Below are 25,821 nucleotides of genomic sequence, written 5' to 3'. Positions count from 1 at the left end.
CGACATCTCGAAGCGTGGAGGGCGGCCGTCTCACATACCGCTGGAAATGGGAGATCTCAGCAGGTCGGGTGACGTGCGAGGTTAAACATCAAGCTAAGAAGGGGGGCCTTCCGAACAGCAAGTGGCGTTAGTGCCAAGGGGGACAACTGTTCGATGCGAACGCATGATTGACGCCAGGAATAGGCGCAAAGCCTGCTCTTGACACACCTCGGCCGCGACGGCTCCCCCTCCGCGCCGCCGCGGCCGATCCCCGTGTGGAGATGGGTCTGTTCAGGCCTTCTCGTCCGTGGCGTGGACGTTGTCCGGCGTAGCCGTGCCGGCGTCCGACAGGTTGAGCGGGTCGCTCGTGGCGTGGACGTTCTTGACGGTGACGGGTTCGTCGGTCGCGTGGACGTTGTCTGTCGACGCCTCGCCGGTCGGCTCACCGGTGGCGTGGACGTTGTCCGTGCTGTTCTGGTCGGTCATCTTGCTGACTCCCCTGTGTTGTGCGCTGGATGGGCAGGATCCGCCCGGCAACTCCCCCGAGGGTTGCCGGACGGATCTGCCGGGCCGGTTCACCCTAGAGGGGCCGGCCGGCCGCCGCTCCGCCTGCCCCCCGACGCAACGGCTCGACATAGGTAAGAGTGCTGTGCGGCGATAAACGAACGATGAACGTCCACTCCCGGATGCCATCCGCCCGGGCTCAGGCGGCCGACGCCACGTTGAGCAGTCCTCTGACCTCGTCCGCTTCTGGTGCTCCCAGCGCTCCGAAGAGTTCGAGGGCCTCGCGCCAGCACACCTGGGCCCGATCCAGCTGGCCGATCCCGGTGAGGGCACGCCCCAGCACCGTGAGGACGTTGCCGTGCCGCCACTCGCCGCCAATGCTACGCAGCAGCGTCAGCGCCATCTCGGCGTTCGCCGCCGCCTGGGCGGGGCGCCGGGCCGCGAGGTCGAGTTCGGCGAGCCGGAACAGGGTCATGCCCTCCCACAGCCGCTGCCGACTGTCCCGGAACACCCGCAGCGCCTGGTTCAGGTGCTCGGTCGCCTCGGCCAGCTTCCCGCTCTGTGTGAGGGCGAGGCCCAGTGCGTACCGGCCGTTGGCGCCTTTCAGGGCGTGTCCCATGGCGTCGTACATCGCCGTGCCCTGCCGGGCCAATTCCACGGCGGTCGACGTCCGTCCGGTGGCGAGGTGGACGCGCGAGAGGTTGCACAGGGCGCTCGCCTCACCCGGGCGGTCCCCGAGGGCCCGGAAGCTCTCGATGGCGCGGTTGAGGTGGTCCTCGCACGCGTCGTTGCGGTTCTGGTACAACGCGATCACGCCGCTGATGTTGGACGACCAGCAGCCGGTGAGCGGGTCGTCGGCCGCCCGGGCCAACTCGTTGGCCCTCTGCGCCTCCTGAATGGCCACGTCGAACCTGCTGCCTGAGTGCTGGTGCACAAAGGCCAGCGCGGTCAGAGCCCGCGCCTCGGTACGGAGATCCCCGGCCTCCTGCGCAACGCTTCGCAGGAGCGCGGCCACGGCCTCGTACTCCTTTGAGTTGGCGCCCGACTCGGCCAGGTCGACCGCCGCCCACAGAATGTCGACGGCGCGACGCAGCGTTCCGGGACGTATGGCCTGGCGTACGCACGCCAGCAGGCAGACCGCCTCCGAATACAGCCAGTCCTGGGCGTCGTGGCGGTCCGCGAATGTCAGCCCCGGGTACTCGGCGTGCTCCAGGTGGTCCACCAGACGGTCCCCGGGCCGCTCGATCAGGTAGACCCCCGCGACGGTGGACAGATAGAAGTCCAGCAACCGCGACATCGCCGCCCCCCGCTCGCTCGGCGGCCACTCGTCGCGCTCCGCGCACGCACGCGCGTAGAGGCGGACCAGGTCGTGGTAGCGGTAGCGGCCGGGCGCGGCCGACTCGAGCAGGGACGTGTCGACGAGGGACTCCAGCAGGTCCTCGGTCTCCTCCACCGGCAGGTCCAGTACCGCCGCGGCCGCCGCAAGCGAGATGTCCGGGCCGTCCGCGAGGCCCAGGAGCCGGAAGGCGCGGGCCTGGGCCGGCTCCAGTTGGCCGTAGCCGAGCTCGAAGGTGGCCTTCACCGCCAGGTCGCCGGCCTGGAGTTCGTCCAGGCGACGGCGTTCGTCCGCCAGCTTCGCCGCCAGGACGGAGACCGTCCAGGTGCGCCGCGCCGCCAGGCGGGACGCCGCGATGCGGATGGCGAGGGGCAGGAAGCCGCATGCCGCCACCACATCGAGCGCCGCCTCGCGCTCGGACGCCACCCGCTCCGCGCCGACGATCTTCGTGAAGAGCGACAGCGCCTCCTCCGGGGACATCACGTCCAGGTCCACCAGGTGGGCGCCTGCCAGGTCGACCATGCGGACCCGGGAGGTCACAAGGGCCGCGCAGCCCTCCATGCCGGGCAGCAGGGGGCGCACCTGGGCCGCGTCCTTCGCGTTGTCCAGCAGGACCAGGACCCGTCGGCCGTCCAGCACCGAGCGGTACAGCGCCGCCCGTTCCTCCAGCGAGTCCGGGATCGCCGAGTCCGCGGTGCCCAGGGCGCGCAGGAAGGAGCCGAGGACCGTCTCGGGCTCCGCCGGACGGGGGCCCGCGGCCTGCAGGTCCACGTACAGCTGGCCGTCGGGGAAGGCCCCGCGGGCCTGGTGCGCGACATGGACGGCGAGCGTCGTCTTGCCCACGCCGCCGATGCCGGCCAGCGCCGAGACCGCCATCACGCGGCCCTCCGCCGACGCCAGCACCTCGCCCAGCTCGGTGACGAAAGCCGCCCGGCCGGTGAAGTCGGGGACGGTGGCCGGGAGCTGGGCGGGACGGACGGGTGCTGCGGCGGGCTCGGCGGCCGGTGCCGACGGCTCCGCCAGGCCCGGGTCCGCGCGGAGGATCCGCTGCTGGAGCTCTTTGAGGCCCGCGCGGGGGTCGACCCCCAGTTCGTCGGCGAGCAGACGGCGGGTGTCCGCGTACACCGCCAGCGCCTCGGCCTGGCGGCCCGAGCGGTACAGCGCCAGCATCAGCAGCTCGCGAAGGCGTTCGCGCAGCGGGTGCGCCGCGGTCAGGGCCGTGAGCTCGGAGACCGCCTCCGCGTGGCAGCCCTGTTCCAGGTCCATGTCGAGGCGGGATTCGAGGAGCTGGAGGCGCCATTCCTCCAGGCGGGTCCGCTGGGCGTCCGCGTACGGGCCGGGCACGCTCGCCAGCGACTCCCCGTCCCACAGCGCCAGCGCCTCGTTGAGCACCTGCCGGGCATGGCCCAGATCCCCGACGTTCTTGGCCTTCTCCGCCTGCGCGGCCAGTTCCTGGGCCGTCGCGAGGTCCAGCGAGCGGGCGTCAGGCAGGCGCAGGGCGTACCCACCCGACTCGCTGACCAGTACGCCGGGCGAGAGTATCTTCCGCAGCCGGGAGGCGTAGGTCCGCACGGCGGCCAGTGCCCGGGGCGGCGGGTCGTCGCCCCACAGCGCGTCGATCAGCTCGGACGCCGTCGCGGTACGGCCCTCCCGCAGCAGCAACGCGGCCAGCAGGGCGCGCTGCTGCGGCGAGCCGGTGGCCAGCGGATCGTCTCCGTGCCAGGCGCGCACCGGTCCGAGCACGCCGAAGCGCAGCGCCGCCGATCGCTCGGGACGCCGCTGCTCAGGCACTCGTGGTACACCGTCCATCGCTGCCCCCAGGCCCCCTGCCGAACAGACCACAACAAGGAGGCCAGTTTGCCTTGTTCATGGCGGATGCGTCAGCTGTGGGAGACGGCGATCACAGGTCACCGGGCGGTGTGTCACAAGGTTCACACATGTTCTCCCCCTATGCGCAAGGGCGGGGGAGTACTGAAGGGGAGTGCTCATTAACTGACGGTTCGTCAGATCAGCGCTACGGTGAGCGTCATGGAGACCTCACAGACCAACGGCACCGACGGTGCCTTTCCGCAGATCATCTCCGTCGACGACCACACCGTGGAGCCACCGGACGTGTGGCAGGACCGGCTTCCGCGCAGGCACCGGGACGTGGGCCCGCGCGTCGTCCGTGCGCCCTTGAAGGAGATGACCTTCCTCGGCGGCAGGTTCGCACCCGTCATGGGTGCGCCCGGCGACGACGGACCGCTCGGCGACTGGTGGGTCTACGAAGATCTGCGCCGGCCCCTCACCCGCCTCGACACCGCCGTCGGGTACGACAGGGACGAGATCAGGCTCGAGGTCATCACATACGAGCAGATGCGGCCCGGCTCGTACGACGTCCCCCAGCGCCTGGCCGACATGGACGTCAACCACGTCCGGTCCGCCCTCTGCTTCCCGACCTTTCCCCGCTTCTGCGGACAGACCTTCACCGAGGCCAAGGACCGCGAGCTCGGCCTCCTCTGCGTCCGTGCCTACAACGACTGGATGGTGGAGGAGTGGTGCGGGCCCAAGGCGCGCGGGCGGCTCGTCCCGCTCACTCTCATCCCGCTCTGGGACGCCGAGCTGGCCGCGGCAGAGGTGCGGCGCAACGCCGGGCGCGGCGTCCGGGCCGTCGCCTTCTCCGAGATACCCCCGCACCTCGGGCTGCCGTCCGTCCACACCGACGACTGGGACCCGTTCCTCGCCGCCTGCGACGAGACCGGCACCGTCATCGCGATGCACATCGGCTCCAGCAGCAGGATGCCCTCCACGTCCGCGGACGCCCCGCCGGCCGTCGGCTCCACCATCACCTTCGCCAACTGCTGCTTCTCGATGGTCGACTGGCTGATGAGCGGCAAGTTCGAACGCTTCCCGAACCTGAAGGTGATGTACGCGGAGGGGCAGATCGGCTGGATCCCGTACATCCTCGAGCGCGCCGACGTCGTCTGGGAGGAGAACCGCGCCTGGGGCGGGGTCGCGGACAAGGTCCACCGCCCGCCGTCCGAGCTCTTCGCCGACCATGTCTACGGCTGTTTCTTCGACGACGCCTTCGGGCTCAGGAACCTCGACGCCATCGGGGTGGGGAACGTCCTGTACGAGACCGACTACCCCCACTCCGACTCCACCTGGCCGAAGTCGCGCGAGGTCGGCGAGGCGCAGATGGGGCACCTGGACGCGGACGTCGTGGAGCGGATCGTCCGGGGCAACGCCATCGAGCTGCTGGGGCTGACCGAGGACGGTCTGTGGCCCGAACAGGCCTGACAAGAACGGTAGATGACCCGGAGATGAGGGGCGTCCGCGTACGGTCCGGGGTGCACAGGTGAACAATCGCGTCCCCTGTTGAACATTGATCGACCACGGCGGCAGCGCGGCCGGCCGGTCCTCAGCATGGGGTCACCCGCACCTCCCCGAGCCCCCTACCGGAGGACCACCGTGCCCCGTTGGAGATCGGCCCTGGCCACCCTGTCGGCCGCGTTCGTCGGCGCCACCGCGCTGTTCGTCGCCCCGCCCGCGTCGGCCGCCACCAGTGACGCGGACCTCGCCTACCGCTGGGCGCCGCTGCACCACCAGGACACCTCGTCGTCGTACTACACCGCCGACTACCTGGCGCCGGTGAACTACGACGGCGACTGGAGCACCGTCAACAACTGGGAGGACCTGGACGCCAACGCCTCGCGGCTGACCGGCACCGTGTACTACTCGGTGGCCGAGACCGCGACGCACTGGTACATCACCTACGCCTTCTTCCACCCGAGGGACTGGAAGGACTACCCGCTGAACCTCTTCTCGCACGAGAACGACATGGAGGGCCAGCTGGAGGTCGTCCGCAAGGACGGCAGCGCGTACGGGACCCTGCAGGCCGTCGTGACGCTCGCACACGACAACTTCTACTCGTACATCCCGCCCGGCAGCCCCTTCACCGACGGCCGGGAGAACATCGACGGCACCGTGATCATGCAGAACTTCGACGGTGCGGCGCACCCGACGAGCTTCCAGGAGGCGCGCGGCCATGGCGCCTACGCCTGGGACGGCACCGCCTTCCCCGGCGGCGACGGCATCGTCTACTCGCCGAGTCGCGGTGCGGGCTCCGTCCCGACCGGTGGCAACGACCGCAACGCGAGCTACGGGCTCACCGACCTCACCACCTCCGACAGCCTCTGGGGTCGGCGCAACAACAGCGAGACCTACGCCAAGTGGGGCGCGTTCCGCGGTGACAACGGCGAGGACAACGCGGCGCACGCCCCGTGGGCCTGGGACGACACCAATGACGGCAGCGACCTCCAGGCGGGCGTGATCGCGACCGATCCCGCGTACCTGGTCTCCCAGTACTTCGGCAACACGGGCGATCTCAGCCTGACCTACCTGCGCAACCCCTACGGCTCCTGAGAACGGCCGTTCCGGGCGGCCGCACCGGCGGCCGCCCGGAACGCGGGCCCGCACGGGCCTTGTCTGACGTGTCGTCAGCCATGACGATGAAGTCGACCGTTCTTGGCTGACGGTCCGTCAGAAAGAGGTGGTGCGTCCATGCGGATGCGGCCGGACGGGGAACTGGCCTACGGGATACAGCTCCCGATCCAGTCCCAGAGCACGATCTACGCCGAGTCCTGGGAGGGGGCGGCGGGGCCCAAGGACCTCGTCGCGGTGGCCCTCGCCGCCGAGGGCGCCGGCTTCGACTACGTCGCCTGCTGCGACCACGTCGCCGTCCCGCTCCGGCTGGCCCCGGCCATGAGCACGGTCTGGTACGACCCCGTCGCCACCCTCGCCCACCTCGCCGCCGTCACCGAGCGCGTCCGGCTGCTCAGCCACGTCGCGATCGTCGGGCTGCGGCATCCCCTGGCGACCGCCAAGCAGTACGCCACCCTCGACCACCTCTCCGGCGGGCGCCTGGTCCTCGGGGTGGGGGCCGGTCATGTGGCGGAGGAGTTCGCGGCGCTGGGCGTGGACTTCCAGCGGCGGGGGGAGGTCCTCGACGAGACCGTCGACGCGCTCCGGGCGGCCCTCGGGCCGGAGGAGTTTCCGGAGCACCACGGCAAGGCGTACGACTTCGAGGGTCTCGGGCAGCGCCCCCGCCCGGCGCAGGAGCACGTCCCCCTCTGGGTCGGCGGCTCCTCGCCCGTCGCCGTGCGCCGGGCGGCGCTGAAGGGCGACGGCTGGCTTCCGCAGGGCGACCCGCGGGACCGGATGCCCGCGCAGATCGCCCGTCTCGCCGGGCTGCGCGCGCAGGCGGGCATGGAGGGGCCGTTCACCGTCGGTGCCATCACCGAGCCGCTGTATGTGGGCGAGCCGGGCTGGGACGTGGGGCGGCGCACGATCAGTGGCCCCGCACAGGCGGTCGCCGAGTCGCTGCGTGCGTACCGCGCGATGGGTGTGCACCAGATCCAGGTGCGGTTCCGCTGCCGGAGCCGCACGGAACTCACCGACCAGATCGCGGCGTTCGGGGCCGAGGTAGCCCCCCATCTGAACTGAGGTGTGTCATGGGCAAGCTGGACGGGCGCGTCGTCATCGTCACCGGTGCGGCGCGCGGGCAGGGCGAGCAGGAGGCGCGGCTGTTCACGGCGGAGGGCGCCCGGGTCGTCCTCACGGATGTGCTCGACGACCGGGGCGAGGCGCTCGCCAAGGAGCTCGGCCAGGCGTACGTCCATCTGGACGTGGGCCGCGAGGCGGACTGGACCGCCGCGGTGGCCGCCGCGAAGGAGGCGTACGGGCGCATCGACGGGCTGGTCAACAACGCCGGGATCCTGCGGTTCAACGCGCTGGTCGACACGCCTCTCGACGAGTTCATGAACGTCGTCCGGGTCAACCAGGTGGGCTGCTTCCTCGGGATCAAGGCCGTGGCGCCCGAGATCGCGGCCGCCGGCGGCGGCACGATCGTCAACACCGCCTCGTACACCGCGGTGACCGGCATGGCGGCCGTGGGGACGTATGCGGCGACCAAGCACGCCGTCCTCGGTCTCACCCGGGTCGCGGCCATCGAGCTGGCGTCCCGGAAGGTCCGCGTCAACGCCGTGTGCCCGGGTGCCGTCGACACCCCGATGTCCAACCCGGCCCGGCTGGACCCGGACGCGGACGCGAAGGAGATGTCCAGGGCCCTCGACGATCTGTACCGCAGGCTGGTGCCGCTCGGCCGGATCGGGCGGCCCGAGGAGGTGGCGCGGCTCGCCCTCTTCCTGAGCTGCGACGACTCCTCCTACATCACCGGGCAGCCGTTCGTGATCGACGGCGGCTGGCTGGCCGGAGTGGCCGTTGCCTGACTCATCGTCAGCTATTGACGCTCCACCCGGGCGGTGCCACAGTCGGCGGCAGAGAAGAACTGACGGTGCGTCAGATAATGACTCTTGGGGACGGTGAACCTCCTTGGAATTCGGGCTCTTTGTACAGGGATACGTGGGCAAGCGCGCCGAGACCGACCAGCTCGCCGAGCACAAGGCGCTGATGGAGGAGACCGAGTACGTCATCCAGGCGGACAAGTCCGGCTTCAAGTACGCCTGGGCCTCCGAGCACCACTTCCTGGAGGAGTACTCCCATCTCTCGGCCAACGACGTCTTCCTCGGCTACCTCGCCCACGCCACCGAGCGGATCCACCTGGGCTCCGGGATCTTCAACCCGCTCGCCCAGGTCAACCACCCGGTGAAGGTCGCCGAGAAGGTCGCCATGCTCGACCACCTCACCGGGAACCGCTTCGAGTTCGGCAGCGGACGCGGAGCGGGCTCGCACGAGATCCTCGGCTTCCTCCCCGGCATCACCGACATGAACCACACGAAGGAGATCTGGGAGGAGACCATCGCCGAGTTCCCCAAGATGTGGCTCCAGGACGAGTACGCCGGCTTCCAGGGCAAGCACTGGTCGCTGCCGCCCCGCAAGGTGCTCCCCAAGCCGTACGGGAAGTCGCACCCGGCCATGTGGTACGCCGCCGGGTCCCCGCCGTCGTACGCCATGGCGGCGAAGAAGGGCCTCGGGGTGCTCGGCTTCAGCGTGCAGAAGGTCTCCGACATGGAGTGGGTCCTCGAGCAGTACAAGACGGCCGTCGTCGACGCCGAGCCCGTCGGGGACTTCGTCAACGACAACGTGATGGTCACGACCACCGCCGTCTGCGCCCCCACCCACGAGGAGGCGATCCGCATCGCGGTGAACGGCGGACTGCACTACCTGCCGTCCCTCGTCTTCCGCTACCACGACACCTTCCCGCGCCCCGAGGGCTTCCCGGTCTGGCCCGAGACGCTCCCCGAGTACACCGAGGAGTTCATGGAACTGCTCATCGAGGAGGAACTGCTCATCTGCGGCGACCCGGACGAAGTGCTGCGGCAGTGCAAGAGGTGGGAGCAGGCGGGAGCCGACCAGCTGAGCTTCGGGCTGCCGGTGGGGATCCCCAAGGAGGAGACGCTGCAGACGATCCGGCTGATCGGTGAGCACGTCATCCCGAAGATCGACACGGACCCGGTGCATCGCACCACCCGGTTCAGGCAGAGCGCCTGACCGCGGCCGGGCCGCGGGCCGTCCGGCGACCGCGGGCGCGACACGGCTGGTCGCGCCCACGCGGCGGCGCGCACCGGCCCCGCCCCGCGCCCCTTTCGGGACGCTCACCCGCACCGGAGGCCAAGGAGGCAAGGTCCATGCTCGACCACGTCATCAAGGGCGCGACCGTCGTGGACGGGACGGGAGCGCCCGCGTACACGGCGGACGTCGGCCTGCGGGACGGCCGTATCGCCGCGATGGGCTCGGTGACCGAACAGGCCCGGACCACCGAGGACGCGTCCGGCCTCGTCCTCGCCCCCGGCTTCGTCGACCCGCACACCCACTATGACGCCCAGCTCTTCTGGGACCCGTACGCGACACCGTCCCTGAACCACGGGGTCACCACCGTCGCGGCGGGCAACTGCGGCTTCACGCTCGCCCCGCTCAACCCCGGGCGCCCCGAGGACGCCGACTACACCCGCCGGATGATGTCCAAGGTGGAGGGCATGTCCCTGGTCGCTCTCGAGGAGGGGGCGCCCTGGAACTGGCACACCTTCGGGGAGTACCTCGACGCCCTCGAGGGCCGGATCGCCGTCAACGCGGGCTTCATGGTGGGGCACTGCGCGCTGCGGCGGTATGTGATGGGGCCGGACGCGGTCGGCGGCCAGCCGACCGGGGACCAGCTCGCGCGGATGCTGCGGCTCCTCCATGAGGCCATGGACGCGGGTGCCTGGGGCTTTTCCACGACCCAGTCGGCGACCCACTCCGACGGCGACGGGAAGCCGGTCGCCTCGCGGCACGCGGAGCCGGCGGAGCTGCTGGCCCTGTCCAAGGCGGTGGGCGAACACGAGGGCACGCAGATCGAGGCGATCGTCGCCGGGTGCCTGGACCAGTTCAGCGACGCGGAGATCGACCTCCTCGTGGAGATGAGCGCCGCAGCGGGACGTCCCCTGAACTGGAACGTGCTCACCGTCGACGCGTCCGTGCCCGAACGCGTACCGCGCCAGCTGCTGGCGAGCGAGCGTGCCCGGAAGGCGGGCGGCCGCGTGGTGGCCCTCACCATGCCGATCCTCACCCCGATGAACATGTCGCTCGGCACGTTCTGCGCGCTCAACCTGATCCCCGGGTGGGGTCCGATCCTCGGCCTGCCCGTGCCCGAGCGGATCGAAAGACTGCGCGACCCGGACGTCCGCGCCGAGATGCTCCGGCGCGCCGGCTCCAAGGAGGCGGGCGTCTTCCGGCGCCTCGCGAACTTCGGACGGTACGTCATCGGGGACACCTACAGCCCGCGGAATGAGGGTCTGACCGGGCGGGTGGTGAACGACATCGCGGCCGAGCGCGGCCAGGACCCCTTCGAGTGCCTGGTCGAGATCTGCGCGAACGACGAGCTGCGGACGGTCCTGTGGCCCATGCCCACCGACAACGACCCCGATTCCTGGGCACTGCGGGCTCAGACCTGGCGGCACGAGGACGTCCTGCTCGGCGGCTCGGACGCGGGCGCCCATCTGGACCGCATGTGCGGCGCTCCCTACACGACCCGGTTCCTCGGGGACTGCCTGCGCGGCCGGAAGCTGGTGCCGCTGGAGCAGGCCGTGAAGATGCTGACCGACGAACCTGCCCGGTTGTTCGGGCTGCGGGAGCGCGGCCGGGTACGGGAGGGCTTCCATGCGGACCTCGTCCTGTTCGACCCGGAGCGCATCGACGCCGGTCAGGCCACCTTGGTGCACGACCTGCCGGGAGAGAGCCCGCGGCTCGACTCCAGGGCGATCGGGGTGCGGGCGGTCTGGGTCAACGGTGTCGCGGCGCTACGGGACGACGTGGTGACCGGGGCCGTACCGGGCCGGGTGCTCCGCTCCGGACGGGACACCAGGACGGTGAGCACCACGTGACCGAGCGGCAGCGGCTGTTCGTCGGCGGGGCGTGGGTCGAGCCCGACGGGGGCCACTACGAGGTCGTCGACCCGGCGACCGAGGGGATCGTCGGGTGGGCGCCGGAGGCGTCCCGGGAGCAGGTGCACGCCGCGGCCGCCGCGGCCCGTGAGGCCTTCGGACCGTGGTCGCGGAAGACCCCCGAGGAGCGGGCCGCCGTCCTCGCCCGCGCCGCGGAGGTGATGCGGCACAACCTCGTGCCGTACGCCGACCTGGCGCAGGCGGAGAGCGGCGCCACGACCGGCACGGCGCGCGGGATGCAGGTCGGGGTGGCGGTGGCACGGTTCCGGCGGTACGCGCGGGTGGAGCCGGTGGAGCAGCCGCTGCCACCGCAGATCAACGAGGCGGGACCGTTCGGCGGTGCCGCCGTCATGGGGGCCCTCGCGGTGCGCCAGCCGGTCGGTGTGGTCGCCTGCATCACCTCGTACAACAACCCGTGGGCGAATCCGGCGGGCAAGGTCGCGCCCGCGCTGGCGATGGGCAACACGGTGGTGGTGAAGCCGGCGCCGCAGGATCCGCTGTCGGTGTACCGCATGGCCGAGGCGCTCCAGGAAGCGGGCGCCCCGCCGGGTGTGGTGAACGTGGTGAGCGGTTCGCGCCCGGAGGTCGGTGAGGCGGCCGTGGACTGCCCGGACGTCGACATGGTCAGCTTCACCGGTTCGACGGCCGTCGGGCAGCGCATCGCCGAGGTGTGCGGTCGGTCCATGAAACGGCAGCTGATGGAGCTGGGCGGCAAGGGCGCGGCGCTGGTCTTCGACGACGCCGACCTCGAGTCGGCGGTGGCCGGAATCGGCACCACGTTCTCCTTCTACAGCGGGCAGATCTGTACGGCCCCGACACGGGTGATCGCACAGCGGGGCGTGTACGACCGCGTGGTGTCCCGACTGGCTGGCTACGCAAGTCATCTGACGGTCGGTGATCCGCGTGAGCGGGGCACGGTGGTGGGCCCGGTGATCTCGGCGGCGCATCGCGACCGTGTGGAGTCGTACGTGGAACTCGGCCGCAAGGAGGGCGCGCGGCTGGTCGCCGGGGGCCGACGGCCGGCCCTGGAGCGCGGCTTCTATGTCGCCCCGGCCCTCCTCGCGGACTGCACGCCCGACATGAGGGTGGTCAGGGAGGAGGTCTTCGGCCCGGTGGTCGTGGTCCTCCCCTTCGACGAGGAGGAGGAAGGCATCGCCCTGGCCAACGACACCGACTACGGCCTGATCGACTACGTCTGGTCCGGGGACGTGGCCCGCGCCTTCCGCGTGGCCCGCCGGCTGCGGTCGGGCGGTGTCGGTGTGAACACCGTCGGCCGGAACATGGAGGCCCCGTTCGGCGGGTTCAAGAAGAGCGGGGTCGGCCGGGACGTCGGCTCGTACGCCCTGCACGCGTACAGCGAGGTGCAGGCGATCGTGTGGCCCGGGTGAGGTGAGGGGCGGCAGCCGCGGGTGACCTCAGTCGTCCAGGTCGACCCGCACCGTGAGCAGTCCGGTCCCCAGCGCCCGTACCGCCGCGCTGTTGAGGCGGGGCAGGGTCTTGAGGCGGGTGCGGGGGTCGTCGTCCGCGAGCACATGGGCCGTGCCCGTGTGCCAACGGCCGCGGATGCGCACCCGCACCCGGGGATCGGCCCGGATGTTGCGGATGTACTGAGACCTCTCGCCGTGCTCGGAGACCAGCCAGAACGAGTCGCCGATGCGGCGCCCGCCCAGGGGGGTCCGGCGCGGCAGGCCCGAGGTGCGGCCCGTCGTCTCCAGCAGTGTCTGGACCGGAATGCGGCGCTGCACCGGATTGACGACGTGGCGCTGGAGCGCCGTGATCGCGCGGTACTTGAGGTCGGCGAAGCCCGGCATGGTCTCGTGTTCCCCCTGACGGCGTGAAGAACGGGGCACTCACGCGCAGTCTCGCAGACCGTCCATCGGGGGCGCGTGAAATCGGCCACGCGCCCCCCGTGGGCCTACGACCGGCCCAGAAAGATCGGGTTCGTGAACGCGGCCGGCACGCCCGGCACCGGCCCCACCGCGGCCTCGTGCCGCAACTCCGCCCGTACGTACGCCGCGTACTGCGGGGTCGTGTGCCATTCGACGGTGCCCGACCCGGCCACCGGCAGCGGATCGCTCGTGAACAGCACACCCTGGTCGGTGACGAAGCGGACGGTGCAGCGAGGGGCGCCCTGTGCCTCCACGCGGACCGTGACCGGGGTGTCCTGGTCCACCCGCAACCGCTCGCCGATGCCCGCGTGTTCACCGCGGCTGCCGGACGCCGTGAACGTCAGCGACACGTTCTTCGACTCCGCGACGTACGAGCGGCCCGCGCGGATGCCCTCCTGGATGGCATCCCGGGTCAGGTCGTCGGCGAGGACCACCGTCTGCGGGGTGCCGATCGCGTCGGGGTCACGGTGGGCGTCGCTGTTGCCCATCGCCGGCAGCCACCGGCCGTGCCCCTCCCGGACCGCCGCCACCAGCGTGTTGTCCCACTCCGCCAGCGTCGCCTCGTCGTCCGGCGTGTAGGGGCCGTTCCACACCTCGAGCGCGTCCGCCTCGCCGAAGCCGAACTTCCAGCCGCAGCCGATGCAGGTGGCGTGCGGATGGGCCGGGACGACCAGGCCGCCCGCCCGGCGGATCTGCTGGGCGAACCGGGCCCAGCGGTTGTCGCGCGCCCGGTAGCGCCAGTCGATGAAGGTGCCCGGGTCGGTGCCCAGGGCCAGCACGTGCCCGTTCCGCGTGGTCACCTCCTCGCCCGTCAGGATGAGCAGGTCGTCACCCGCCTGGTCGGCCCAGTGGGCGTGCGAGGAGTGGGTGTTGTGCTCCGAGGTGTTGATGAAGTCGAGGCCGGCGGCCCGGGCCAGAGCCGCGATCTCCGCGGGCGTGCGGCGGCCGTCGGAGTACCAGGAGTGCATGTGGCAGTCGCCGCGGTACCAGGCGCGGCCCCGCCCCTTGGCACGGGACGGCGGGTACACGGGCGCCGGCGTGGGGCCCTGCGCGCCGTAGGTGAGGGTGATCGTGATCTCGTACGCGAGACCCTGCGGGGCCACCGTGTAGGGGCCCAGTGCGATGTGCCAGGTGCCGGGGCGGACCGGGCCGGGGATATAGCCGGGAGTGGCGTCGTCCGCACGGATGAAGAACTCGGTGCGCGCGCCGCCGGACCAGCCGCGGAAGCCCTTGCCGCCCAGTTCGGTGCCGCGCTCGTCGAAGATGCCGATGTCGAGGGCGTTGCCCTGGGCGCCGGCCGGCACGGACGGCCTGTCGTAGGTGTAGGCGACCTTGATCTCGCGGACGTCCCCGGGCACGTCGACGGGGAGGTAGACGAAGTCGGGCGAGCCGGTGGGCAGCGTGCCGCGCACCGTCCTCGTCTCCTGGTTGTCGGCCGCTTCGGCGGCGGGACCTCTGGAGAAGCTCACGGTTCCCAACGTAAGCGCGGCGGCCGCGCCCGTCACGAACAGCGCGCGTCTGCCGAGGCCGTGCTCGTCGTCGCACATGCTGCTGCTCCCAACATGTCGGATGACAGGGGTGGTGCAGTGCTGGTGCCTCCCACTCTGGGGTCGTCCCGTAAACTCCGCCGCACGGGAAGTCGATCGGCAGCCGCGTGTCGGCGTAACGGACGGTGGCCGCGGCCCTGGTGACCTACGACCTGCCCCGACCGACACAGGAACGCCCTGTATGACCTGATCACCGCAAACGTATGCTCGGAGGATGACGACTTCCGCGTCCTCTGGAACCGGTCCCACCGAGAACTCACTGCGCCGCGCCCTGAAACGTGCCCGTGACGGTGTCGCGCTGGACGTCACCGAGGCCGCGGTGCTGCTCCAGGCCCGCGGCGCGGACCTGGACGACCTGGCCGCCTCGGCCGCCCGGGTGCGCGACGCCGGGCTCCGGGCCGCGGGCCGGCCCGGAGTCATCACGTACTCGAAGAGCGTCTTCATCCCGCTGACCCGGCTGTGCCGGGACAAGTGCCACTACTGCACCTTCGTCACGGTGCCCGGCAAGCTGCGTCGGGCCGGGCACGGGATGTTCATGTCTCCGGACGAAGTCCTCGACATCGCCCGCAAGGGGGCGGCGCTGGGCTGCAAGGAGGCGCTGATCACCCTTGGGGACAAGCCGGAGGACCGCTGGCCCGAGGCGCGCGAATGGCTCGACGCGCACGGGTACGACGACACGATCGCCTATGTGCGGGCCGTCTCCATCCGGATCCTGGAGGAGACGGGCCTGCTGCCGCACCTCAACCCCGGGGTGATGTCGTGGACGGACTTCCAGCGACTCAAGCCGGTCGCCCCGTCCATGGGGATGATGCTGGAGACCACGGCGGCCCGGCTGTGGTCCGAGCCGGGCGGCCCGCACCATGGCTCCCCGGACAAGGAGCCGGCGGTCCGCCTGCGGGTCCTGGAGGACGCCGGGCGTTCGTCGGTGCCCTTCACCTCGGGCATCCTCATCGGGATCGGCGAGACGTACGAGGAGCGGGCGGAGTCGCTGTTCGCGCTGCGCAAGGTGGCGCGGGCGTATCACGGCGTCCAGGAACTGATCATCCAGAACTTCCGGGCCAAGCCGGACACGGCGATGCGGGGCATGCCGGACGCGGAACTGGACGAGCTGGTCGCCACGGTGGCCGTCGCCCGGCACATCATGGGCCCGGCCGCCTGTCTGCAGGCCCCGCCGAACCTGGTCGACGGCGAGTACGAGCGGCTGATCGGGGCCGGCATCGACGACTGGGGCGGGGTGTCCCCGCTGACCATCGACCATGTCAATCCGGAGCGGCCCTGGCCGCAGATCGAACGGCTGGCCGAGCGGTCCCGCGCTGCCGGGTTCGAGCTGCGTGAACGGCTCTGCGTGTACCCGGAGTTCGTGCAGCGCGGAGAGCCGTGGCTGGATCCGCGGCTGCTGCCGCACGTCCGGGCGCTGGCCGATCCGGAGACGGGGCTGGCGCGGGCGGACGCGGTGGTCGAAGGGCATCCCTGGCAGGAGCCGGAGGAGGTGTTCCAGGCATCCGGCCGCACGGACCTGCACCACACCATCGACACCGAGGGGCGGACCGGCGACCGCCGTGACGACTTCGACGAGGTGTACGGCGACTGGGCGGCGCTGCGTGAGGCGGCGGCCCCCGGAATGGCACCCGAGCGCATCGACACCGACGTACGGTCGGCGCTGCGCACGGCCGCGGACGACCCGGCGAAGCTGACCGACGCCGAGGCCCTCGCGCTGCTGCACGCGGACGGCCCCGCGCTGGACGCGCTGTGCCGGGTGGCCGACGACGTCCGGCGCACGATGGTCGGCGACGACGTGACGTACATCGTGACCCGCAACATCAACTTCACGAACGTCTGCTACACCGGCTGCCGTTTCTGCGCGTTCGCGCAGCGCCGCACGGACGCCGACGCCTACACCCTCTCCCTCACGCAGGTCGCCGACCGCGCCCAGCAGGCGTGGGAGGTGGGCGCCGTGGAGGTCTGCATGCAGGGCGGCATCCACCCCGACCTGCCCGGCACCGCCTACTTCGACATTGCGAAGGCGGTCAAGGAACGCGTTCCCGGCATGCACGTGCACGCCTTCTCCCCCATGGAAGTGGCCAACGGCGCCACCCGCACCGGGATGTCGATCCGGGAGTGGCTGACGGCGGCGAAGGAGGCGGGCCTCGACACGATCCCCGGCACGGCGGCGGAGATCCTGGACGACGAGGTCCGCTGGGTCCTGACCAAGGGCAAGCTGCCGGCCGCCACCTGGATCGAGGTGGTGACCACCGCGCACGAACTGGGTATCCGCTCCTCCTCGACGATGATGTACGGCCATGTCGACCAGCCGCGCCACTGGCTGGGCCACCTGCGCACCCTCGCCCGCATCCAGCAGGAGACCGGCGGGTTCACCGAGTTCGTCACCCTGCCCTTCATCCACACCAACGCCCCCGTCTACCTGGCAGGCATCGCCCGCCCCGGCCCGACGATGCGCGACAACCGCGCCGTCACGGCCATGGCCCGCCTGCTGCTGCACCCCCACATCCCCAACATCCAGACCAGCTGGGTCAAGCTCGGCACCGACGGCGCCGCGGAGATGCTCCGCTCGGGCGCCAACGACCTCGGCGGCACTCTCATGGAAGAGACCATCTCCCGTATGGCCGGCTCCCGTTACGGCTCCTACAAGTCCGTCAAGGACCTCGTCGCGGTGGCGGAGACCGCGGGCCGCCCGGCGAAACCGCGCACGACGCTGTACGGCGAGGTCCCGGAGGAACGGCAGCGGGCGGCCGCGGCATCGGACGGCCACCTGCCCGAACTGCTCCCTGTGCTGGGCGACTGAGAAGCGGCGCTATGCGGCATCCGCCGGGGCCGTCCCCCGCAGATGTGTCACCAGGAGGACCACCCCGGAGAGGACGACCACGCGGGTGGCCGCGTCCAGTCCGTTCCACGTCTTGGACTGCCACATCGCGAACCATTCGCCGCCTATCGCGATGAATCCGGCGCCGAACAGCAGCAGGAGCATCAGCAGGCCGACGGTGGACAGCTGCCGGGCGCGGGGGTGGCGGCGGGCCCAGAGAAAGGTCGCGGCGATCAGGAGCAGGGCCGCGAGCGACTCCCAGACGATGATCGCGACGTACGCGGCGTCCTCCCATGCGTGCGAGGTGACGGCCCGCCACATCAGGTCGTCGTCCTTGAAGGTCGTATCCATCGCGAGGACATGGCGGACGAACTGCTGGTTGGTGCCGAAGTCGGTGATGTTCCCGAATGCGACGAGCGCCGTGTAGAGGGCGACGGTGGCGGTGAGGAGGGTGGCAGCCAGAGGGAGCGCGGAGGGGATCTGGGATCGCGTGGTGGCCATGATCCCACTATGGAGAGGGCGTGCGGTCGCTTACAGATGATTTTCGGCTGGTCGATCAGGCCCGGGAATATGGCGCGCCTGACTCTTCGGTGTCCTGAATCGACCGTTCCCGTTCGATTACAGTGCTGGACTGTCGGACGTGCGGACGGTGCCGAGAGGAGGCCTGGGTGGGTGCGACAGCCGGTGCCGTCTGGGGCCGCACCGAGCAGCAGGACTTTCGCAGCCGCGTACGCGGGACGGTCCTCGGCGTGGCCGTCGGCGACGCCCTCGGAGCCCTGCTCGAAGGGCTCTCCCTGGAGCAGATCCGTGAGGCGCACGGCCACGAGGGACTGGTCGACCTCGAGTCCGGGTACGGCCGGCCCGGCGCGATCACGCATCTCACCCAGCTCACCCTGTTCTCGGTGGACGGACTCATCCGCGCCCAGGTCCGCCGCGACACCGGCGCCTGGCATCCGCCGACGGATCTGCACCGCGCGTATCTGCGCTGGGCGGCGACCCAGCGCGACTGGGGACCCGACGAGCGTCGCAAGGACGACGGCTGGCTGGCCCGCGAGGAGTGGCTGTACGCACGCCGCTCCCCGGACCGGGCCTGTCTGCTCGGCTTCGGCGACGAGTCCATGGGAACCCTGGAAGCTCCGAAGAACCCCGGCGAGCCGGGGCCGGAGGCGGCCGCACGTTCGGCGCCGTTCGGACTGCTCGTCGGCTGGGAACCGCAGCTGGTGATGCAACTCGCGGCCGAGTGCGCCACACAGACGCACGGCCACCCCACGGCCTACCTCGCAGCGGGCGCGTACGCCGTGATCGTGCATGCCCTGGCCCGCGGCGAGACCCTGGACGCGGCCGTGCAGCGAACCCTCGGACTGCTCGCCCCACGGCCCGGGCAGCAGCCGGTCGCCGACGCGTTGCAGCACGCGCTGGGGGCGGTGCGGCAGGGTATGCCCACCCCCGCGCGGATCGAGGAGCTCGCCGGGAGTGGTACGGCCGAGGGGGCACTGGCCGTCGCCGTGTACTGCGCGCTGGTGGGGGAGGACGTCCGGCACGCACTGCGCCTCGCGGTGAACCACGGCGGGCCGTCGGCGGCGACAGGGGCGCTGACGGGCGGACTGCTCGGTGCCCTGTACGGCGAGACGGCCCTGCCGCCGGCCTGGCTGGCCGAGCTGGAGGGCCGTCCCACGATGCTCGTGCTGGCGGACGACTTCGCCATGGAGATGACGCAGGGCGCCGCGCTCCACGGCCCTACGGGGTCCTCGCCGGGGTGGCTCGCGCGGTATCCCCGGGCGTAGGCACCGCCCGGGGCCGCGCCCCCGTCCTAGACGCCCGAGGGGGTCGTCGTCGTGCCCTGGGCCGGCACCGCCGCCGTCGCGCCGTCGTCGTCGGTGTTCAGCTGGTCGATGACCGCGTCCCGTTCCGGGGTGTCCTCCGGCCGTACCAGGCCGATCACGATGTACAGGACCAGCGAGATCACCATCGGCAGCGCCACCTGGTACTCCAGCTTCACGTCCGTGCGCTGGGAGAAGTCCAGGTGGTAGTTGACGAAGAAGAACGCCAGCAGACCGGCCGCCCAGCTGATGAGCGCGGCCGAGGGGCCGGATTTACGGAACGGCCGCAGCAGGCCCAGGATGAACGGGATCGCGATCGGGCCCATCAGGCCGGCCACCCACTTGATGACCACCGTGATGATGTCCTTGAACGTGGGCGAGTTGACCTGCGTCGCCACCGCCATGGACAGACCGAGGAAGGCCACCGTGGTGATCCGGCCCGCGATCAGGCCCGTCCGGGTGTTCCACGCTCGCGCCGCCTTCGAGATCACCGGCACCACGTCCCGGGTGAACACCGCCGCGATCGCGTTGGCGTCCGAGGAGCACATGGCCATGGTGTGGGAGAAGAAGCCCACGACCACCAGACCCAGCAGGCCGTGCGGCAGCAACTGCTCGCTCATCAGGCCGTAGGCGTCCGAGCCGTCCGGCTTCTCGGCCGTGACCAGCAGCGGCGCGAGCCACATCGGGATGAAGAGGATGACCGGCCAGACGAACCACAGGCCCGCCGACAGCAGAGCCGAGCGCGTCGCCTGCTTCGCGCTGCCCGTCGCCATGTAGCGCTGGGCCTGGTTCCACATGCCGCCGTTGTACTCGAACAGCTTGATGAAGAGATAGGAGATGAAGAAGACGGTCAGGTAGGGGCCCGCGAAACCGTGGCCGTGGCCGGCGAGCTTCGGCGAGTCCAGCGCCTTCGACAGGCCACCCTGGTCGGAGATCTTGTTCAGCGCGATGATCAGCATGGTGAGACCGGCCAGCAACTGGATGACGAACTGGCCCAGTTCGGTCAGTGCGTCCGCCCACAAGCCGCCGATCGTGCAGTACACCGCGGTGATGCCGCCGGTGATGATGATGCCCTGGGTGAGCGAGACCCCGGTGAAGACACTGAGCAGGGTCGCGATCGCCGCCCACTTGGCGCCCACGTCCACGATCTTCAGCAGGATGCCGGACCAGGCCAGAGCCTGCTGGGTGGGCACGTTGTAGCGGTCCTTCAGATACTCCAGCGGCGAGGTCATGTGCAGCCGTGAGCGCAGCCGGTTCAGGCGCGGCGCGAACAGCTTGGCGCCGATCAGGACGCCGATGGCGATGGGCAGCGCCCAGGTGACGTAGGACGTGATGCCGTAGGTGTAGGCGATACCGGCGTAACCGGTGAACATCACCGCGCTGTAGCCCGACATGTGGTGCGAGATGCCGGACAGCCACCACGGCATCTTGCCGCCGGCGGTGAAGAAGTCGCTGACGTCGTCGACGCGCTTGTGGGACCAGACACCGATCGCGGTCATCACACCGAAGTACGCGATCAGGACGGCCCAGTCGAGACCGTTCATGTGCCCCCTCCAGGGGTCCGCCTTGTGAACTTGCAGGTACCGGACGGCACTTCGCCAGTACGCGCATTCGGGCGGCGCCCCCGTGCGGGAGCGGGGGACTTCGGGGATTGAACCGCCGGTCAGGCAGGCGGTCAAGACCCTTGCTGGTCATGGATATGAACGCGGATCAGAAAGCAGAACGATTTTACCTTCTCTTGACCTGTGAGACGGTTGTCGTGCACGTGACGAGGAACACACCATGAGCGGGCACTTCGCCAGTGGGAGACATCCGATGAATCGGGCTCCGGGATGCGGGTCCCGGGTGGTCCGGAGGGGAGCCGCGGCACGAGCAGGAGACCCGTTCCGTCCGGTCGTCCGAGGAGTCGGCCGGACTACCGCATGAGTTCGCCAGCGTTCACGAGCAGGGACTGGCCCGTGATCGCCCGCGCTCGGTCCGAGGCCAGGAAGACGGCGGCGTTCGCCACGTCTCCGTCCGTGGCCAGCTCGGGCAACGCCATCCGCTCCGTCAGGCGCCCTTTCACCTCCGCCTCCGGAACGCCCTCGGTATGGGCGGTGAACCGCACGTACGCCTCGACGGGCGGGCCCCACATCCAGCCGGGCAGGACCGTGTTGACCCGGATCCGGTGCGGGCCGAGCTCCCGGGCCAGCGAGTACATCGCGCTGGTCAGTGCGCCCTTCGAAGCCGCGTAGGCCGCCTGCTGCACCTGGGAGGGCGCCGCGACGGACGACTGGGTGCCGATGAGGACCACCGAGCCGCCGCACCTCTTGAGGCCCGGCAGGCACGCCCGTGTCATGCGCAGGGTGCCGAGCAGATTCACGTCGATGACCGCGTGCCAGGTGGCGAAGTCGGCGTCCTGAAGGCCGCCGAAGTAGCTGTCCCAGGCGGCGACGTGGACGACCGCGTCGATCCGCCCGAACCGCTCCAGCGTCAGTGCGGCGAGCGCCTCGCACTGCGCCTCGTCGGTGATGTCCGTCGTCCGGTACGCGGTGTTCACGCCGTCCGGGTCGAGTCCGGCCGCTGTCTTGGCGAGATGCTCCTCCGTGCGCGCCCCGAGCACCGCGTTGCCGCCGTCCCGCACCACGGCCGCCGCGACCTGGTGGCCGAGTCCGGCACCGACCCCCGACACGACGACGGTCCTGCCCTGAAGCAGTGGCATCGCAGGCCTCCCGGACTCTGGCGAATTTTCTGACGGAACGTCAGAGTATGGGCGGACGGTGGAGGAAGGAAGGGGAGCGGCATGAGTGAGGAGACGCGCAGCGAGATCTACGCCGAACTGGCGGCCCTGGGGCCCTATGGCGCCCGCGTGGGCCATGCCCTGATCACGATGGTGGAACCGCACCCGGGGCACGAGTACGCGTACAACCGCTGGTACGAGGACGACCACTACTACGCCGGCGCGATGGCCATGCCGTGGCTGTTCGCGGGCCGCCGCTGGGTCGCCAACCGGGAGCTGCAACTCCTGCGCTATCCGGAGAAGTCGGCGGTGGCGCAGCCGGTGACGGCGGGCTGCTACCTCTCGACGTACTGGGTCACGGACGGCCGCTACGACGACCACATGCGCTGGACGGTGGCCATCAACAAGCGCCTGAACCGCGACGCGCGCGTCTACCGGGACCGCACCCATGTCCTCACGGCGTTCCAGGACCACGAGACCACCGTGTACCGGGACGGCGCGGCGGGCCCGCGTGACGTTCACGCGCTGGACCACCCCTATGCGGGCCTGGTCCTGGAGGTCGTCGACGCGGACGGGCCCGGGGAGCGTGCCGCGCTGCTGGAGTGGCTGCGCACCCGCCACCTCCCGCGCCGTCTCGTGGGATCCCCCGCCGCCATGGTCACGCTCTTCCGCCCGACCCCGTTGCCGGGCGACCGCATGACGTATGTGAGGCAGGTGGAGGGGGTGGACACGCGCCTGACCCTGCTGTGGTTCCTGGAGGCGGACCCGAGGGAGTGCTGGGAGAGCCACTTCACCGGTCTGGACGCGGCGGTGGCGGAAGGCGGTCTGGGCAGGGTCGAGTTGGTGGCGCCGTTCGTTCCTACGGTGCCGGGAACGGACCGGTACGTGGACGAACTCCGCTGAACCGCTCGCGCGCCTGCGGCGAGTGGGCGGAAGGGCGCGCCGGTTCCGAGAGGACGAGCGCGCCCCGGCCCTGACGAAAAGGGCTGGGCACGGTCCGCCTCTCGAAACCGACTCACACGTCCCGGGGGTGAGCCGAGCCCTTGCGGAGCAAGAGCGAGCCCCCTCGGCCGGGACGGCGGGCCAGTCGAGAGGGCTGTCGGTGATTTCGAGGGGTTGTTGTTTCGGGCGGTGCTACTTGATCGACGCCACGAAGGTGTTCCAGGCGTCGGCGGGGAATGCCAGGACGGGTCCGTCGGGAGTCTTGGAGTCGCGTACGGAGAGGGCCGCCACGGTGGGCGATTTGACCTCCACGCACGCGCCGTTACCCGCCGAGTACGACGACTTGGTCCACGATTCCGTGGCCCCCTGAAGTACTGCCATGTTCACTCCGGTAGCGAGTTGCTGAGTTGCTGTTCGTCGCGTCACGGGTTCCCAATCGGTGGCCGTGATGCGATTCACGCCAACTTGTTTGACTGGTGGCGTGATCGAAGCTACTCGTCAACATCCCTGTCCGGAGCAGTCGTTCACTCGACCGGATGGCATATTCCAAGCGTGTCTTCCGCCTGAAGGTTGCACTGGTGTAAGATCCGCCGCCCTGGTCCGAGAGGCGCTCAGTGAGCGTACTCCTTGGCCCTGTCCGCGATGAACTGCCGGGACTGTTCCACGTTGAGGGCCTGCGCCCTCAGGTGCTCGTACATGACGGCGTACTTCTGCACGTCGTGGGCCTTCTCCAGGTACAGGTCGCTGGTGACGCCCTCGAGGTACACCACGCTCGAGTCGGCCGCGTCGGCGAACTCGAGGATCGCGTACTGGCCGTTGAGCCCGGGGTGGGCCCCCACCCCGAACGGCAGCACCTGCACAGTGACGTGCGGGAGCTGGGACATCTCCGCGAGATGCTCCAACTGCTCGCGCATCACGTTGTTGCTGCCCACGACACGGCGCAGCGCGGCCTCGTCCAGAACCACCCACAGGCGGAGCGGCGCGTTCTCGGCGGCGATACGTTCCTGTCGGCGCATCCGCACCTGGACGCGCTTGTCGATGTCGGCCGCCGACGTCTCCGGCAACGCCCCCTGGATGAGCGCCTCCGCGTAGGAGCGGGTCTGCAACAGGCCGGTGATGATCTGGGGTTCGTAGACCCGCAGCGACTCCGCGTCGGTCTCCAGGCCGATGTAGACGCTGTACGGGATGTCACCGAACGCGTGCCACCAGCCCTGCTGGCGGGAGTCCCGCGCCATCTCCATCAGCGACTCGACGACACGCTGGTCCTCGACCTCGTAGACCCCGCACAGGTCGCGGACGTCGCGCTGGCTGATGCTGCGGCGGCCGTTCTCCAGGCGGCTGATCTTCGACTGCGAGACGAGCAGTCGTTCCGCCACCTCTTCGGCCGTCATGCCCTTGACTTCACGGAGCCGGCGCAGCTCCTGGCCCAGCCGGCGCCGCCGGACGGTGGGATTGACATTCGACGCCACTGACGCGCACCTCCGGCTGCATGCCTCTACTTTGCGTATCTGCTGCTGAGCAGATTGCCACCAAGGTGCTTTCTACCGCTGGGAAACCCTGGATATGCGGCGTCCGTGCACAACTTGGCAGGTCCTTGGCCGACGACCGGACCTGGGCACCACGGATGGGCCACGACCACGCGCCGGCGTACGGAGCGCCGTGCCGGCCGTTCTCGTACTGCCTTCGCATGCGGCCGCGCGGGGCGGCGGGACCGTGTCGTCGTCCGGACGTACGGTCTCATCACCCCGCGCGGGCCGGCGGCTCCCGGACGTGCTGGTCGGCTCGTCCTGGTCGTGTGCCGGGTGGTGCGGTACCTGCTGTACCGATCCTGCTGGTTCAGCCGGTGGTGGTTGCGCCGTGATCCTGCCGGGTCGTGGGACCGCGGCTCAGTGGGCCACGACGCGCGCCATGGATCCGTGGCTCGGCTGCATCGGAACACCACGAGCGGGTTCCGGTGCGGGCCTTGCGGCGGTGGCCGGGCGGGCGGCCGTGGCCGGCCCTCGGCGCGGCTGCGCGACCGCTCCGTTCTGGACGTCCATCACGGCGTGCGCCACGAGGCCGCCCATGGGGTCGTGCCGGATCAGGTCCCGCAGCCGGGAACGGGACGAGCGTCCCTCGTTGCCCGGATACAGGTGCTTGCCGAGACCGACCGCATGGGCCAGTGCGGCGAGCGCCGCGGTCCGCGGGTCCGGCGGTACGCCGGTGCGGATCGCGGAATCCAGCCGGGCCCTGATCTCCCGGCTGATGGCGGTGTCCGTCGCCTGGTACCGGGTCGTCGGCAGCACCCCGCACATCTGGCCTGGCACGGCCTGGACCATGCCGCACCGCTCCAGATGCGAGAGATAGATCTGGCGCAGCCCTAGACGTGGCCCGCCGATCCAATGGACGGCCCGCACCGGAGCGCCGCGCCTTCGCAGCAACTCCAATGCGCAGTCCAAAGTTGGATCTCCAGTCGGCCGTGGCACCACCACGGCGATACGATCCCCGTCTGGGGCTATCCGTCCGGCCAGCGCCAGCTCCACTAGCTGTGCTCCGGCCAGACCGAGGTCGAGCGACTGCGGCTGTGCAGTGGTACCCGTCGTCGGGTCCAGTGCCAGCAGCAGAAGCTCCTCCGGAATTGTTCTGCGGCTCCTGCCCATCCATGCCTCCCCGCGTGGATGAATGACAGGGTGACCCCTCTCACATTGGTCTGTCGAGGGTGCGTGACCGGAATGTAGTGGAACCGGTAGGTATGTCGTTCTCGTCTACCGCAGGGGTCAACCCCTCACACAGGACACTGGTACATGGTTCGGACAGCTGTGTTCGGGCGGCGATTCACGGTTCGGCGAGACGCGCGGGTGCGTGC

Annotated in this window: 20 protein-coding genes; 10 read left to right on the top strand and 10 right to left on the bottom strand. The window is 70.5% G+C overall.

Annotation, left to right across the window (positions count from 1 at the left end; genetic code table 11):
• Positions 1-270: 270 nt before the first annotated feature.
• Entirely contained in the window at positions 271-465 is a 195-nt protein-coding gene (locus ACWDA7_RS15360) for a hypothetical protein (RefSeq protein WP_450604705.1), read from the bottom strand.
• A gap of 217 nt (positions 466-682) precedes the next feature.
• Positions 683-3,628: a BTAD domain-containing putative transcriptional regulator gene (locus ACWDA7_RS15355; RefSeq protein ID WP_450604704.1), complete on the bottom strand. Its 2,946-nt coding sequence runs from the start codon at positions 3,626-3,628 to the stop codon at positions 683-685.
• Positions 3,629-3,847: 219 nt separating this feature from the next.
• Between ACWDA7_RS15355 and ACWDA7_RS15350 the strand changes: the two genes are divergently transcribed.
• From ACWDA7_RS15350 to ACWDA7_RS15320, 7 genes are all read left to right on the top strand, one after another.
• Positions 3,848-5,098: an amidohydrolase family protein gene (locus tag ACWDA7_RS15350; protein WP_450604703.1), complete on the top strand. Its 1,251-nt coding sequence runs from the start codon at positions 3,848-3,850 to the stop codon at positions 5,096-5,098.
• 171 nt (positions 5,099-5,269) lie between these two features.
• Positions 5,270-6,223: a hypothetical protein gene (locus ACWDA7_RS15345; protein WP_450604702.1), complete on the top strand. Its 954-nt coding sequence runs from the start codon at positions 5,270-5,272 to the stop codon at positions 6,221-6,223.
• Between the two features lie 138 nt (positions 6,224-6,361).
• A complete protein-coding gene (locus tag ACWDA7_RS15340) occupies positions 6,362-7,303 on the top strand; it encodes an LLM class F420-dependent oxidoreductase (protein ID WP_450604700.1) in 942 nt (313 codons plus the stop codon).
• Positions 7,304-7,311: 8 nt separating this feature from the next.
• Positions 7,312-8,088 carry an SDR family NAD(P)-dependent oxidoreductase gene (locus ACWDA7_RS15335; RefSeq protein ID WP_450604698.1) on the top strand — a complete coding sequence of 259 codons (777 nt, stop codon included), beginning with the start codon at positions 7,312-7,314 and terminating at the stop codon, positions 8,086-8,088.
• Positions 8,089-8,191: 103 nt separating this feature from the next.
• Positions 8,192-9,310, top strand: a complete 1,119-nt coding sequence (locus ACWDA7_RS15330; protein ID WP_450604696.1) for an LLM class flavin-dependent oxidoreductase — start codon at positions 8,192-8,194, stop codon at positions 9,308-9,310.
• Entirely contained in the window at positions 9,307-11,178 is a 1,872-nt protein-coding gene (locus ACWDA7_RS15325; RefSeq protein WP_450604707.1) for an N-acyl-D-amino-acid deacylase family protein, read from the top strand. Before ACWDA7_RS15330 ends, ACWDA7_RS15325 begins: the two co-directional genes overlap by 4 nt.
• The gene (locus ACWDA7_RS15320; RefSeq protein WP_450604694.1) at positions 11,175-12,626 is read left to right on the top strand and encodes an aldehyde dehydrogenase family protein; all 1,452 of its coding nucleotides are present in this window, start codon (positions 11,175-11,177) and stop codon (positions 12,624-12,626) included. Before ACWDA7_RS15325 ends, ACWDA7_RS15320 begins: the two co-directional genes overlap by 4 nt.
• Before the next feature lie 27 nt (positions 12,627-12,653).
• Here the strand turns inward: ACWDA7_RS15320 and ACWDA7_RS15315 are convergent, their stop codons facing one another.
• Entirely contained in the window at positions 12,654-13,049 is a 396-nt protein-coding gene (locus tag ACWDA7_RS15315; protein ID WP_450604693.1) for a nitroreductase/quinone reductase family protein, read from the bottom strand.
• A gap of 104 nt (positions 13,050-13,153) precedes the next feature.
• The gene (locus ACWDA7_RS15310) at positions 13,154-14,674 is read right to left on the bottom strand and encodes a CehA/McbA family metallohydrolase (RefSeq protein WP_450604691.1); all 1,521 of its coding nucleotides are present in this window, start codon (positions 14,672-14,674) and stop codon (positions 13,154-13,156) included.
• Positions 14,675-14,888: 214 nt separating this feature from the next.
• Here ACWDA7_RS15310 and ACWDA7_RS15305 point away from each other — a divergent pair, with 214 nt between their 5' ends.
• On the top strand, positions 14,889-17,477 hold the full coding sequence (locus ACWDA7_RS15305; protein ID WP_450604689.1) for a bifunctional FO biosynthesis protein CofGH: 2,589 nt from the start codon (positions 14,889-14,891) through the stop codon (positions 17,475-17,477).
• Between the two features lie 9 nt (positions 17,478-17,486).
• Here ACWDA7_RS15305 and ACWDA7_RS15300 read toward each other — a convergent pair whose 3' ends face one another.
• Complete coding sequence (locus ACWDA7_RS15300; protein WP_450604687.1) at positions 17,487-17,996, bottom strand: DUF2165 domain-containing protein; 510 nt, start codon at positions 17,994-17,996, stop codon at positions 17,487-17,489.
• Between the two features lie 167 nt (positions 17,997-18,163).
• Here ACWDA7_RS15300 and ACWDA7_RS15295 point away from each other — a divergent pair, with 167 nt between their 5' ends.
• The gene (locus ACWDA7_RS15295) at positions 18,164-19,279 is read left to right on the top strand and encodes an ADP-ribosylglycohydrolase family protein (protein ID WP_360993438.1); all 1,116 of its coding nucleotides are present in this window, start codon (positions 18,164-18,166) and stop codon (positions 19,277-19,279) included.
• A 26-nt stretch (positions 19,280-19,305) separates the two neighbouring features.
• Here ACWDA7_RS15295 and ACWDA7_RS15290 read toward each other — a convergent pair whose 3' ends face one another.
• Both ACWDA7_RS15290 and ACWDA7_RS15285 read right to left on the bottom strand, forming a co-directional pair.
• Positions 19,306-20,859, bottom strand: coding sequence for a sodium:solute symporter family protein (locus ACWDA7_RS15290; RefSeq protein WP_450604685.1), 1,554 nt, complete (start codon positions 20,857-20,859; stop codon positions 19,306-19,308).
• A gap of 371 nt (positions 20,860-21,230) precedes the next feature.
• Positions 21,231-22,016, bottom strand: a complete 786-nt coding sequence (locus ACWDA7_RS15285; protein WP_450604684.1) for an SDR family oxidoreductase — start codon at positions 22,014-22,016, stop codon at positions 21,231-21,233.
• Positions 22,017-22,097: 81 nt separating this feature from the next.
• Between ACWDA7_RS15285 and ACWDA7_RS15280 the strand changes: the two genes are divergently transcribed.
• The gene (locus tag ACWDA7_RS15280) at positions 22,098-22,937 is read left to right on the top strand and encodes a hypothetical protein (protein WP_450604682.1); all 840 of its coding nucleotides are present in this window, start codon (positions 22,098-22,100) and stop codon (positions 22,935-22,937) included.
• A gap of 231 nt (positions 22,938-23,168) precedes the next feature.
• Here the strand turns inward: ACWDA7_RS15280 and ACWDA7_RS15275 are convergent, their stop codons facing one another.
• From ACWDA7_RS15275 to ACWDA7_RS15265, 3 genes are all read right to left on the bottom strand, one after another.
• Positions 23,169-23,357 (bottom strand): DUF397 domain-containing protein, encoded by a 189-nt coding sequence (locus ACWDA7_RS15275; RefSeq protein WP_450604680.1) that lies wholly within the window; start codon positions 23,355-23,357, stop codon positions 23,169-23,171.
• Between the two features lie 230 nt (positions 23,358-23,587).
• Positions 23,588-24,445 carry a helix-turn-helix domain-containing protein gene (locus ACWDA7_RS15270; RefSeq protein ID WP_450604678.1) on the bottom strand — a complete coding sequence of 286 codons (858 nt, stop codon included), beginning with the start codon at positions 24,443-24,445 and terminating at the stop codon, positions 23,588-23,590.
• A gap of 417 nt (positions 24,446-24,862) precedes the next feature.
• A complete protein-coding gene (locus ACWDA7_RS15265) occupies positions 24,863-25,615 on the bottom strand; it encodes a GPP34 family phosphoprotein (protein ID WP_432929223.1) in 753 nt (250 codons plus the stop codon).
• Positions 25,616-25,821: the final 206 nt, after the last annotated feature.

The sequence above is a fragment of the Streptomyces sp. NPDC001156 genome (assembly GCF_053598275.1).
This window is presented reverse-complemented; position numbering and strand designations above follow the sequence as displayed.

Excerpts from the sequence above, each read along its gene's own strand:
- ACWDA7_RS15360 (WP_450604705.1), bottom strand. The coding sequence starts at position 465 with ATGACCGACCAGAACAGCACGGACAACGTCCACGCCACCGGTGAGCCG.
- ACWDA7_RS15355 (WP_450604704.1), bottom strand. The coding sequence starts at position 3,628 with ATGGACGGTGTACCACGAGTGCCTGAGCAGCGGCGTCCCGAGCGATCG.
- ACWDA7_RS15275 (WP_450604680.1), bottom strand. The coding sequence starts at position 23,357 with ATGGCAGTACTTCAGGGGGCCACGGAATCGTGGACCAAGTCGTCGTAC.
- ACWDA7_RS15285 (WP_450604684.1), bottom strand. The coding sequence starts at position 22,016 with ATGCCACTGCTTCAGGGCAGGACCGTCGTCGTGTCGGGGGTCGGTGCC.
- ACWDA7_RS15305 (WP_450604689.1), top strand. The coding sequence starts at position 14,889 with ATGACGACTTCCGCGTCCTCTGGAACCGGTCCCACCGAGAACTCACTG.
- ACWDA7_RS15350 (WP_450604703.1), top strand. The coding sequence starts at position 3,848 with ATGGAGACCTCACAGACCAACGGCACCGACGGTGCCTTTCCGCAGATC.
- ACWDA7_RS15300 (WP_450604687.1), bottom strand. The coding sequence starts at position 17,996 with ATGGCCACCACGCGATCCCAGATCCCCTCCGCGCTCCCTCTGGCTGCC.
- ACWDA7_RS15310 (WP_450604691.1), bottom strand. The coding sequence starts at position 14,674 with ATGTGCGACGACGAGCACGGCCTCGGCAGACGCGCGCTGTTCGTGACG.
- ACWDA7_RS15290 (WP_450604685.1), bottom strand. The coding sequence starts at position 20,859 with ATGAACGGTCTCGACTGGGCCGTCCTGATCGCGTACTTCGGTGTGATG.
- ACWDA7_RS15315 (WP_450604693.1), bottom strand. The coding sequence starts at position 13,049 with ATGCCGGGCTTCGCCGACCTCAAGTACCGCGCGATCACGGCGCTCCAG.
- ACWDA7_RS15335 (WP_450604698.1), top strand. The coding sequence starts at position 7,312 with ATGGGCAAGCTGGACGGGCGCGTCGTCATCGTCACCGGTGCGGCGCGC.
- ACWDA7_RS15340 (WP_450604700.1), top strand. The coding sequence starts at position 6,362 with ATGCGGATGCGGCCGGACGGGGAACTGGCCTACGGGATACAGCTCCCG.
- ACWDA7_RS15280 (WP_450604682.1), top strand. The coding sequence starts at position 22,098 with ATGAGTGAGGAGACGCGCAGCGAGATCTACGCCGAACTGGCGGCCCTG.
- ACWDA7_RS15265 (WP_432929223.1), bottom strand. The coding sequence starts at position 25,615 with ATGGGCAGGAGCCGCAGAACAATTCCGGAGGAGCTTCTGCTGCTGGCA.